Annotated in this window: 12 protein-coding genes; 3 read left to right on the top strand and 9 right to left on the bottom strand. The window is 37.4% G+C overall.

Annotated elements, in window-relative coordinates:
- Nucleotides 1-505 precede the first annotated feature (505 nt).
- Nucleotides 506-1,183 carry a YhcN/YlaJ family sporulation lipoprotein gene (locus KQI76_RS11055; RefSeq protein ID WP_216400360.1) on the bottom strand — a complete coding sequence of 226 codons (678 nt, stop codon included), beginning with the start codon at nucleotides 1,181-1,183 and terminating at the stop codon, nucleotides 506-508.
- A gap of 160 nt (nucleotides 1,184-1,343) precedes the next feature.
- Here KQI76_RS11055 and KQI76_RS11050 point away from each other — a divergent pair, with 160 nt between their 5' ends.
- Nucleotides 1,344-1,556 carry a YhdB family protein gene (locus tag KQI76_RS11050; RefSeq protein ID WP_216400359.1) on the top strand — a complete coding sequence of 71 codons (213 nt, stop codon included), beginning with the start codon at nucleotides 1,344-1,346 and terminating at the stop codon, nucleotides 1,554-1,556.
- Nucleotides 1,557-1,965: 409 nt separating this feature from the next.
- Nucleotides 1,966-2,514 (top strand): beta-class carbonic anhydrase, encoded by a 549-nt coding sequence (locus tag KQI76_RS11045; RefSeq protein ID WP_216400358.1) that lies wholly within the window; start codon nucleotides 1,966-1,968, stop codon nucleotides 2,512-2,514.
- 251 nt (nucleotides 2,515-2,765) lie between these two features.
- Here the strand turns inward: KQI76_RS11045 and KQI76_RS11040 are convergent, their stop codons facing one another.
- From KQI76_RS11040 to KQI76_RS11910, 8 genes are all read right to left on the bottom strand, one after another.
- Entirely contained in the window at nucleotides 2,766-3,836 is a 1,071-nt protein-coding gene (locus KQI76_RS11040; protein WP_216400357.1) for an undecaprenyldiphospho-muramoylpentapeptide beta-N-acetylglucosaminyltransferase, read from the bottom strand.
- Nucleotides 3,837-3,915: 79 nt separating this feature from the next.
- Complete coding sequence (locus KQI76_RS11035; protein ID WP_216400356.1) at nucleotides 3,916-4,512, bottom strand: hypothetical protein; 597 nt, start codon at nucleotides 4,510-4,512, stop codon at nucleotides 3,916-3,918.
- A 711-nt stretch (nucleotides 4,513-5,223) separates the two neighbouring features.
- Nucleotides 5,224-5,703 (bottom strand): tRNA (cytidine(34)-2'-O)-methyltransferase, encoded by a 480-nt coding sequence (locus tag KQI76_RS11030; RefSeq protein ID WP_216400355.1) that lies wholly within the window; start codon nucleotides 5,701-5,703, stop codon nucleotides 5,224-5,226.
- 273 nt (nucleotides 5,704-5,976) lie between these two features.
- Nucleotides 5,977-6,834, bottom strand: coding sequence for an amidase domain-containing protein (locus tag KQI76_RS11025; RefSeq protein ID WP_216400354.1), 858 nt, complete (start codon nucleotides 6,832-6,834; stop codon nucleotides 5,977-5,979).
- A 46-nt stretch (nucleotides 6,835-6,880) separates the two neighbouring features.
- Nucleotides 6,881-8,020 (bottom strand): tRNA epoxyqueuosine(34) reductase QueG, encoded by a 1,140-nt coding sequence (gene queG / locus KQI76_RS11020; protein ID WP_216400353.1) that lies wholly within the window; start codon nucleotides 8,018-8,020, stop codon nucleotides 6,881-6,883.
- 117 nt (nucleotides 8,021-8,137) lie between these two features.
- Nucleotides 8,138-8,266: a hypothetical protein gene (locus KQI76_RS11915; RefSeq protein ID WP_256443074.1), complete on the bottom strand. Its 129-nt coding sequence runs from the start codon at nucleotides 8,264-8,266 to the stop codon at nucleotides 8,138-8,140.
- 255 nt (nucleotides 8,267-8,521) lie between these two features.
- Complete coding sequence (locus KQI76_RS11015) at nucleotides 8,522-9,202, bottom strand: PspA/IM30 family protein (protein ID WP_216400352.1); 681 nt, start codon at nucleotides 9,200-9,202, stop codon at nucleotides 8,522-8,524.
- 22 nt (nucleotides 9,203-9,224) lie between these two features.
- Nucleotides 9,225-10,253, bottom strand: a complete 1,029-nt coding sequence (locus KQI76_RS11910; RefSeq protein ID WP_216400351.1) for a TPM domain-containing protein — start codon at nucleotides 10,251-10,253, stop codon at nucleotides 9,225-9,227.
- An 834-nt stretch (nucleotides 10,254-11,087) separates the two neighbouring features.
- Between KQI76_RS11910 and KQI76_RS11005 the strand changes: the two genes are divergently transcribed.
- Complete coding sequence (locus KQI76_RS11005) at nucleotides 11,088-11,222, top strand: lmo0937 family membrane protein (RefSeq protein WP_216400350.1); 135 nt, start codon at nucleotides 11,088-11,090, stop codon at nucleotides 11,220-11,222.
- Nucleotides 11,223-11,362: the final 140 nt, after the last annotated feature.

Here is an 11,362-nt window from a genome sequence, read left to right as displayed (position 1 = left end):
TCCGCGTCACCACGGACACCCTTGCGTTAGGCTAACCACTACTTCTGCCTTCATGGCTCGGGACTCTCACCCTAGAGATTACATCCATGCCAGGCACACTAAGAAAAAGGAATCCAGTAGCAACTGAATTCCTTCTTTATTTTAGCTGAGTTTCGTCCCAGCCTCGTCTACTTTATCGCAGTGTAACTGTCAGTAAGACACCCACTTCAAGTATTCGAAGAGAACTAAGAATTATGTGTGGGAGATTAACTGACAGTAACGGCCCGATTGGTTCAACTAATAAACAGTGGAGGATAAAGCGCCCCACTGTTTGAAGTTTCACTTTATCGCAGTGTAACTGTCAGTAGGACTCCCACTTCAAGTATTCGAAGAGAACTAAGAATTATATGTGGAAGATTAACTGACAGTAACGGCCCGATTGGTTCAAGGGCCTTTAGGTCATACCCTTGCGGTACTAATAAACAGTGGGGGATGAAGCCCTCCACTGATTGAAGTTTTATTTTAATCAATCACGTGTTGGGAATACACGTTCAATCATCTCTGTAAATTGATCAAAGAAACCTTCGATCGGTTCACCACGTTCAATATCACGCAAATAGTTTGACGTTAAATCAACAAAGTCTGGGTTTGACGACACATAAACATTTTCAATTTCATTATCAGCATCTTTCACTGCTTCAGTGACCTTTTTCTCAAGTTTTTCTGATAAATCATCATCTTTTCCTGCATTATCGTCATTATCTAATTCACATGCAACATATGCATTATTACCCATTGTTAATACATATGCACCATCAATAGCGTCAATTTCTTTATTGACATGCTCAGCAATTTCATCAGCAACACGATAATCATCATCTTGATCCGAGCGATCTTCTATACCATTATCTCGCTCCTGAATTCGCTGATTATTACGCTCCCTAGCCGTTCGATTAGTAGCATCGTTTTGATCTAAACGATTATTATCATAAAATGAACCTTGTTGATTATCTTCCCAAGTTCCATTCGGCCCACCAGGATACTGATTAATCCCATTTTCATAAGCATCTCTTTGAGTAGGTTGATTTCTGACCTTTTCTATATTATCCCCATTTCTGTCATTCATTGACTCGTTATTGTTGGTTCCACAACCAAATAACGTGACTAACGCCATCCCTGTTACTAGAATGTGCTTTATTCGCATATTTACCCTCCTTTTATCTTGAGTCACTTTTAATATGCCTAGAACAACAAAATTCATACGATGAAATCTAAACCAAAGACAGTAAACTTCACCAGTTTTATTTCGCTAATTTCGGTCAAACTATATGCGTCCCCATCTCTTCCGAAAAGGAGTGAATTCTATGGCCACTCTTGACTATGATAAAGCATTGTATTATACACTCTGGCAGCAATGGGATGATCTCATCGTGATTATGGTACGCACAAAAGATGATTTATTAGCCAAAAAAATAAATAATTTCCTTTGTGCCTTCCGTTCAGAAAATAACACAAAAATAATTATTCAACAACACGAGAATTTACTTCATTATTTAGATCATGCCATGGGAATTTAAAGGGAGCTTGACTCCCTTTTTATTCAATGACTAATCTCATCTTTTTAGCTAGTGATAGCTTCTTATCCACTTCAAATCAAACGAAGTGTATCCTTATTCGTGAAAATCATTCAGTCAATTACAATGACTTAAAATCCTTTTCACTTTACTTTCCCCCTCTATTTCAAGTAGTTTATTCATTTCATTCGGATGAACCTTTCCTTAAAAAATTTCATTGACTATCCAGTATTTGTTTAGATTGCACCATCTAATTACCCCAGTAACCCAAATGATATACTAGCCTAAAAACACAAAAGCTAATCGACATTTCCCGGGAAATGTCGACACTTCGATTTTAAAAAGTAAAAATCCTTGCTTTGATCATTAGATATCATCTATCATAGAAAAAAGGATAGGGAGGGAATTAGAGATGTTATTAGAAGATATCTTAGAACATAACAACCAATTTGTCGAAACAAAGTCATATCAATTATACGAAACAGATAGTTTACCAAATAAGCATGCCGTTATTTTAACCTGTATGGACACTCGCCTGACAGAACTCTTACCAAAAGCAATGAACTTTAAAAATGGTGATGTTAAAATCTTAAAAACAGCTGGGGCATTAATTAAAAATCCTTACGGCAGTATAATGCGAAGTATTCTTGTCGCTGTTCATGGTTTACAAGCTCATGAAGTTTATGTCGTTGGACACCATGATTGTGGGATGAGTAATTTAGATACTGATGATTTAGTTAAAAAAATGAAAAGTAGTGGTGTGACACAAAAGGATTTTGATCAATTGGACATTGACGTTGAGGAATGGTTTCAGGGCTTCGATCAAATAGAAGACTCAGTCAAAAGTTCTGTTGAATTAATCACTCAGCATCCCTTACTACCTGATGATGTACCCGTTCATGGCCTGGTCATTGACCCTAAGACCGGTAAGCTAGACCTTGTTATAAATGGCTACAAGTAAACAATCTACGGGCATTTAGTGCTTAGTCATATGTACTTTTGAAGTGCACAATCAGTAACCAGACAAGGTCAAATGAACGATTCTATCTTTTACTGATTGTTGCCCCGTTTTATCATCCGAAGCTACCCTAACATGATTGAAGAAAAGGTCTTAAGATCAGTTTATCTATAAAAAAACAGATCGCAATTATTCCCAACTTGTTAATTGCTTTAACAAGTAGAAGAATGATTGCGATCTGCTGACTTATTTAACTAATCGGCTAATTTATAAATCTCCTCAATCACACACTCAGTTGCATCCTGACGCTTATAATTAGCCATATTCTCTTTCATTTCATCTGCTGATTCAATTAAATCATTCACTTTTTCCAAGAAGTGATCAGCGCTTAAGTCTTCCTCAAATAAAACATGAGCATAGCCCTGTTTTTCAAAGGCTTCTGCATTCAGAATTTGATCCCCACGACTTGCTTGTCTCGACAGTGGAATGAGTAACATTGGCTTATTTAAAGCTAAAAACTCAAAGATTGCGTTTGCTCCTGCTCGAGAAATAACAAGATCTGTAGCCGCTAACAGGTCAGGTAACTCCTCATTAACATATTCAAATTGTTGATAACCAAACTTCTTGATCGTTGGATCTAAATTCCCTTTTCCACAAATATGAATAATTTGATGGGTTTGAGTCAATTGGTCAAGCTGATCACGAACTGCTTGATTAATTCGTTGCGCACCTGCACTTCCACCCATTATCATAATAACAGGCTTTCGTTCTGTTAGATTGGCAAATCTTAAACCAGACTTACGATCGCCTTCAAACAGCTCCGGTCTTACAACCGCACCGATCCAACTTGCTTTTTCCTCCGGTAAATATTCCAATGTTTCTGGAAATGTCGTCAGTACCTTTTTGGCAAAAGGGACGGCAATCTTGTTCGCTAATCCTGGCGTAATATCAGATTCATGAATGACGGCAGGAATTCCTCTTAGACGCGCCGCGATTAAAACGGGTACGGAGACAAAACCACCTTTAGAAAAAATCACCTGGGGCTTACATTTACGTAGAATAGATAAGGTTTGAATAATCCCATTTAACACTTTAAAAGGATCTTTAATATTCTCTATCGATAAGTATCGACGTAGTTTCCCTGTTGAAATAGGATGATATGTCACATCATTAACTTGTTCAATCAATTCACGTTCTATCCCTTGCTTTGATCCAATATAATCAATTGACCATCCAGCCTGTTTTAAAATTGGAATAATCGCTAAATTAACCATCACATGCCCGGCTGTTCCTCCACCCGTTAAAACAATTTGTTTATTCTTCATATCCTTTGTACCTCTCTCATCAAATCATACTATAGTCTATTCCAATTTTAGCACAAACATTAATAAATAGGGTAGTTTTTCACGATTGACATGACTGCGCCACCCTGACTAAGTCCTCCTTAGTAATTGAATGCGATGATTGATTATCCCCAATAATACTCGAACGAAACTCCAGTTTATAACTAAGCCCATCTTTCTCCCACACTAAAACCTTGGCAAAACCATTATCACAATAGTGCGCTAAAATGGATGAATCTATCTCGATACTTTCTGCTCCCTGTTCAGATTCAAAATGCCCTTCAGTTACTTGATAAGTCAATAAATCATTTTCTCTTGAATAAAAACTTATATCAAGAGCTTCTTTTCGTGTTTCTGCCATCAAATAGTGATCAGAAATAATGAATTCAACGGGAATGGGAACATAGTTAGGGACTTCTGGATTGAAGGAGACTTGTTGAATAGCTTCCGCTACTTTTTCCTTTTCATATGGGTAAAAACCTTCAGGGATGTCAACTTGACTTTGACAACTAACAAGCAAGCTTAAACTCAATAAAAATAATAAGTAACCGCTCTTTTTACTTATATTGAAAAAGATTAACATTTGCTTATTAATATGACTTACATGATTAGAATTTTCACCAGGCATACTTGACGATAAGCCAGGATTATTGTACATAGCAACCCTCCTTCAGCTTTAACTTAATAATCAGTCTCTTTACCAACATTGACGTCTCATCATTAAGTTTTGTTACAATTTGAGCAAATATGTATTTAACACTTGATCAAAGTATGATTTATAGAAGTCGGGTTAAGTAACAAATTGTATGATATAAATTGTTTTAGCCAAATATAGTTTTAAAATTTATTTACTGCATGTAATGGATGATTCCTAATTATAGAAGCAAGGATAAAAAAATGACACTTTTCATCACAAAGGTAAAACGAGTAGAACCATCTATTCCTACTCCATCAAAAATGGTAAATAGAATAACATCCGTAAACAAATCAATCAGTTATGGTCACATTTTCTAGCATCGAACGCTTTAGGCTTGATCACTCACCGTGGTTAAAAACGACTAATGACCACTCGCTAGTCATCAAACTCACTTCATTACAAGGTGAGTTATATGAATAAGTAACTTTTCATGTCATAATTGGATGTTTATTCCCTTAGAAATAATTGTATAATAATCCGATATTTTTTTCAATCCTATTTGATCCCCTTAACCACATTTCTTTACTACCCTAAATTTTAAAGTCAATTACATAAGTTTTCTTAATTACAACTTAACTAACGAGAAGACTCCGCTCAGTGAAGGTTCACTTTATGCACAAAAAAACTGACGCCATACCTATGGATAAGGTATGGCGCCAGCTTCTTTATTCCTTAATGCATGTTTGGAAAGCCTTGTTGCTTAAGCACATCATAGACAATGATCGCTGCTGTATTGGATAAATTTAATGATCGAACTTTATCATTAACAGCCATATGAATTCTTAGGCAACGATCCTCTTTACCAATCAATAACTCTTTTGGAATCCCATTTGTTTCACGGCCAAAAACGAAAAATAATTCTTTCGTTTGATCGCTGAAATCAAAATCAGAGTAATACTTTGTGCCAAAGTTTTCAATATAATAAAATTCACCTTGCTCATACTTTTCATAAAGCCCAGTGATTGAATCATGATATTCAATCTTAACATTGTGCCAATAATCCAAACCAGCCCGACGGAGCATTTTATCATCTGTTGAAAAGCCAAGTGGATGAATCAGGTGTAGCGTTGCATTCGTTGCTAGACATGTTCGGGCAATGTTTCCTGTATTTGCTGGAATTTCTGGTTGATATAAAACTACATGGATACTCAAAATCTGTCACCTCTATTATTTCAATCGTGCCACGGCGTGAATCTAATCAAATAAAGTGAAAGTTCAATCAGCGAAGGCTTTATCCCCCACTGAATGGGGCTGGGATAAAACTCAAACGAGAAACACTTGTTGATTTACTATGATAGGAAGGGATCTTAGCTGTTATTTTAGACCTCAACCTATGAAAGGTAAATTGATTAGCGACATCACCGTAAAACTATCTCGCTCATTAGGCTTTTTCTCTAGCTAATGGACAAGATAATCACTAGAATATTATAGCACACCATTGCTGATAGCAAAGAATTTATATTGACATTCTGGTGTCCATGCTAGTGAATCCTGATAATCCCAATAACGATGTCTTGAATTATTTGTATGTGCATTTACTAATGGCATATTATCTATGTTTTTTGCTACGACAATTGTTGTATGGTTAAAACGTCCATCACCCTCAAAATCATAGCAAATCACATCACCAGGTTGTAACTTCTCAGGCCTATCAACTTCAACTGCTTGTAAGCCTTTTGTTGATCCGCTTAAGTACCAGCGAAAAGCATGGGCAACAGACCAACTAAAGCTCCAATCATTGTCTTGATACCACCATCCCGTTGAGCGATTCGGGTAGCCACGCATCGGTGCTCCCCCTGCTTGTAAACATTGTGAAATATAATTTGTACAATCATTCACTTCAAAAAATTCAAAAGCAGGATTAGCATCATTCCACCAATATTCAGCATACCTAACCGCTTCCTGACGATCATAATTAAAACGTTCTAACTGATTTATAGGAGTTAATTCAATAATTGGGTTCGAGCGGTCTTCAATCAATGTCTGATTTGCTTCTGGTAATTCGCGGTCTAGATGAAGTCGTTTTTGATAAAAAATCGCTTGATGGCGACGACATTGTTCTTCACGATAAAAATGAGCACCCTTTTTAACGAGGAAGGTTACGTGTAAGTTATACTGATAATCTAGTTCTTGATCTGGTAATTTCCGCTTACTATAAATTTGACCAGACCCGATGATACGAATCACTTGATAGCCCCTCTTTTGATGAAGATTTCGAACGCGGTTTACCCAGTTATCATGATCTTCAGCCAACTGAGTTTGCCAATATTGATTCAAACCCACAACGCATCACTCCTTCATAACACAATTTATGAAATGATGCTTCCCTTTATGTCATAACTTGTTCATAAGCCAAACCTTTTTTCATTTCAGTCAAAACATCCGGATCCTGTTCCTTTTTTTCAGCAGATCTAATGGCATCAAATCCATCAGGACGCCCTATCTTACCGATTGCCCAAGCAGCAGTCCCGCGAATCACAGGTCGAGGATCTTCATTCATTAGTCGAATCAATTCATCAACAGCTACTTCTTCTTTGTAATTGGCAAGAGCAATAATAGCATTTCGTTGAATTGGCTTTTTCCCACGCCATGAGCCTGCCATCTGACCAAATTTATCTTTAAACTCCCGATTTGATATCGATAAAAGTGGGAGTAACTCAGGTTTGACAAGTTCTGGATCCGGCTCTAATTCTGGGTGTAAATGATGATCGACTCCGCTGTTTTTGGGACAGACAACCTGACAATTATCATAACCGTAAAGATGATTACCGATTTTATCCCGAAATCTATCGGGCATAAATCCTTTTGTTTGGGTAACAAATGCCAAACAGTTTTGGGCATTCAACCTTCCTGGAGCAACAAGAGCACCTGTTGGACAGAGATCAAGACAAAGCGTACAGTCACCGCAACCATCATCAATTGGCTGATCGGACGGAAATGGGATATTAGTAATCATTTCACCAAGATAAACGTAGGAACCAAATTCTGGGGTGATCATTAAACTATTTTTCCCACTCCAACCAATACCCGCACGTTCAGCCACAGCCTTATCAACTAATTCACCCGTGTCAACCATAGATCGGTAACGAAAACCTGGTACACGTGCAGCAATAAATGTTGCTAATAATTCAAGTCGTTCATTAAGCACATCATGGTAATCATGTCCCCATGAAGCCCGACAAAAACTCCCCCGTCTTCGACCACGCTTGTTTGCTACTTTTTCCTTCATACGTGATGGGTAGGCAACAGCAATGGCAATAATTGATTCTGCATCGTTTAAATGCAGTTCCGGTTCTGTTCTTTCTTCTATCGTTCCTTTTTCAAAACCAGATTGATAACCATCATCTTGTTGCATTTTTAACCTGGCTTTCATCTCGGCAAATGGATTGGCAGAGGTAAAACCTATTTTATCAATTCCTATTGTTTTAGCGTATTGGATGATTTCTTCTTTTAATTGTTCGTTAGCCAATCATTAATCCTCCTCTTTCATTCGATAGCAAATAAAGTGAAACTTCAATCAGTGGGGGGTGGACCTCCAAGACCTAAGTCAAGCAGATCTTACCGCAGGGGGTGGTGAATTTAGTCTTCACTCCCCTATCCACCATTGAATGGGACTGCGGTTACTCGTCCCACTAAAAACACTTGTTAGTACCACAAGGGTATGACCTAAAGGCCCTTGAACCAATCGGGCCGCTACTGTCAGTTGATCTCCCACTTACAACCCCTACTTTCCTTAGAATACTTGAAGTGGGAGGCTTACTGACAGTTGCACTGCGATAAATACTCCGTCTGAAGATAACTTTATTCACTCTTTTACTTTAACAAATCATATTCAACATAACAAAGAGGAAATGCGTTTACCATGCCCAACACACTTCCTCTTTATCAATTTCATTAGTCGTAGAATAACGGCCTACAATGTCTCACTAGATGGTAGTTCATTTTCTTCCATCGATTCGTTTATGATCAGCTATAAACCCATTTCGTCTTTAAGCCGTTGTAACTCATCTTCAACGGCAGCCGAGCCTTGATTTGAAGCATATTTTTCTTCCAGTGCTTTTGCATCATCTTGAGGTTCTTCGTTCAATTCTGCAACAGCATTGGCTTCATCCAATCTACGGGTAGCTTTTTCCTCCATTCTTTGGAATGAGCTCATTGCACCTTTTGACTTACCGGTAGACTGATTGACTTTATTCATCTTCTCTTGTGTATCAGCAACAGACATTTGCGCTTTAATCATTGCCCGACGATTTTGAAGTTTTTCAATATCACTGGCAAGTTTATCGTGCATTTGTCGCATTTTACTAGCATTTTCATGTGCTGTTGCATAAGTCTTGGCAAGATTAACACCAATATCTTCAAGCTCTTGTTTCTTGCTAAGAAATACACGGGCATCATCTTCGTTACCAGCTGTGAGTGCCTTTTTAGCTAACTCGGAATATTTGATGACGTCTGCTTCATTCTGATCAACAAGACGTTTCGCTTGTGTTTCCTCTGCCATAATACTTGCGGTATTTTTTTTGACCTCAGCTAAATCTTTCATCATATTACGTATATACTGGTCAATCATCTTCTCTGGATTTTCCATTTGATCGAGGACAGCATTGACATTTGAACTAATAATATCTTGAAAGCGACTTAATATTGACATTGTTCTTCCTCCCTAATTAATCTTAATCATCTTGATATTTTTTTGATAACTCTTCCGCTTTATCACTACCGAATTTAGACAGTGGCTTACTTAAAATTTCTTTCGTTTGTTCTGCTTCTAAATTTTTCTGTGCTTGCTTACGTTTCCACCAATTAAATAGCAAGAAAATAAGGACAATTACCGCAACAATGATCCAAACCGTTACCCAAGGTGATCTCGTAACTTCCATCATTCGATCAGCTGCTTCCTGGAAAGAGCGACTAAAGAACTCTTCCTCAGATAAATCAGAATAATAATATCGATCAATATAATCCAATAAAATATCAATGGCTTCGTTATCTACTACCTGACGCGCTTGTGACCCGACCACATAATAGGTTGAATAGGTTGTTTGGTTAGGTTCAAAGAAAAGTAACAAGGCATGGGCTTCATCAGTAAAAAGCTGATCGTAAAGCTCATTTGCATAATCTGATATTTCCTCATCAGTCGGGTTACTGGATCCATCAATATTATCTGTAATATATACGTATGGTTGAACCCCTGTTTTCCGATAATAATATTTCAAACCACCTAGCATTTTTGTTCGATTATCAACCCAACCTAATTCATCGGTAAAATAATCGGTTTCATCTACTGAACCTGATGGTAAAGGTTCTCGTTCAATTGTTGATGGAATAACGTCGTTAGAGGAGCTTGGTGAAAATAAATTATTATTCCCCATTAATGTCACAAAACTTAATCCAAGCGATATAAAGATAATCAATAATAATAGTGTGCCACATCCGCCTCCGCGGCGATAGCGTGGTCTTCCCCAAAATGGACGACGGTAATATGGTCGTGGTGTATAGACAGGTCTTGGTCTGTAGCCCCCACCACCGAAGCCTCCGCCAAAGCCTCCAGAATTCCCACCGCCACGTTGCCTTCCTGAACCAAAGGACCCTGTTGACCGTGTTCGGCCAGCTCCGCCACGGCTACCACTTCCACCGAAGCCTCCGCCGCGACTACCTCCTGATGATCCACCACGGCCGCCACCGCCTCTGCCTCTAGCCATAAGCATTCACTCCTAACCATTTATTTTTCGGATATTATCTTAGCTAAAATTAGCATATTGAAGTGCTTGTGTCAATTTACTTTCAGAGAAGGAAGTGATTTAAAGCTAATTTCCACTCAACAGGGGTTTAGTGTTGGATGAATGGATTAGGTCTTTACTAACTAATGATCTCTATTAATAATTCAACAGTTTCTACTATAGATTAGAAGTGGAGAGCCTACAGTCAATTAAGCTGCCTATAAGTTGAAAATTAACTAAGAGTCCCCAGTGAATAATCAGACCAAAATTTAGCTAGTATTTTTTATATACCCGTTTTTCAAGATAAATATTCGACTTATTTTCAGTATTAGCTGATCTCATGCTTTCCCACCTTTGCAGAATATATGAGGATTTCATTTTTCGCTTATGATTTAAAGCTAATCTAGCTTAACCCATTTCAATTTACTTTGCCATTCTGTTATAAGCCCTGATAGTAGTTTTAGGTTTATTTATGATAATACCCACTGTTCTTTATCTAACTTCAATTCATAATTGGCACAATTTCAATGATTTACTTAACAAGGAACGGGATACCTCACCCTAATTTTATTAAAGTGTTTTTAATAAATGATAATATTTCACCATCCATTAGGTTAATATTTCAATTTTTTACAAGATCATTTATTTTTTAAAAAGTTTAATAAATATTGAGTAGGGTATTTTAATATTGAAACAAAATCAATACTTGATTTGGAAATTTGATATCTAGGGTGAAAATAGAATGAGCCTTCGATCAGTGGGGGTTAGGTTTACCGCCAGATAATCTGTGATAAATAGACAGAGGAGGAGATTAATATGATTTGGACAATTATTGGAATCTTAATTTTAGCGTGGCTGATTGGTCTTATCTTTGATATCGCGGGTGGTCTAATTCACATACTACTCGTCATCGCATTAATTGTCTTTATTGTAAGAATGATCAAAGGATGATCAAAGAAAGCACCCCGTGTTTGATATGCTCCCAATATAGTAGACAGAGAAATAATAAAAATTCTCAACTATTATAAAGGGGGCATTTTCTATGTCCAAAAGAATGAGTAAACATACGTTAAATGAAAGAATTGAAGCGG

The sequence above is a fragment of the Amphibacillus sp. MSJ-3 genome (genome assembly GCF_018919165.1).
GTDB lineage: Bacteria > Bacillota > Bacilli > Bacillales > Amphibacillaceae > Amphibacillus.
This window is presented reverse-complemented; position numbering and strand designations above follow the sequence as displayed.

Bases quoted from the DNA above. Each gene is read 5' to 3' on its own strand.
- KQI76_RS11040 (WP_216400357.1), bottom strand. From the start codon at position 3,836: ATGAAGAATAAACAAATTGTTTTAACGGGTGGAGGAACAGCCGGGCAT.
- KQI76_RS11055 (WP_216400360.1), bottom strand. From the start codon at position 1,183: ATGCGAATAAAGCACATTCTAGTAACAGGGATGGCGTTAGTCACGTTA.
- KQI76_RS11045 (WP_216400358.1), top strand. From the start codon at position 1,966: ATGTTATTAGAAGATATCTTAGAACATAACAACCAATTTGTCGAAACA.
- KQI76_RS11050 (WP_216400359.1), top strand. From the start codon at position 1,344: ATGGCCACTCTTGACTATGATAAAGCATTGTATTATACACTCTGGCAG.
- KQI76_RS11005 (WP_216400350.1), top strand. From the start codon at position 11,088: ATGATTTGGACAATTATTGGAATCTTAATTTTAGCGTGGCTGATTGGT.
- KQI76_RS11035 (WP_216400356.1), bottom strand. From the start codon at position 4,512: ATGTACAATAATCCTGGCTTATCGTCAAGTATGCCTGGTGAAAATTCT.
- KQI76_RS11910 (WP_216400351.1), bottom strand. From the start codon at position 10,253: ATGGCTAGAGGCAGAGGCGGTGGCGGCCGTGGTGGATCATCAGGAGGT.
- KQI76_RS11015 (WP_216400352.1), bottom strand. From the start codon at position 9,202: ATGTCAATATTAAGTCGCTTTCAAGATATTATTAGTTCAAATGTCAAT.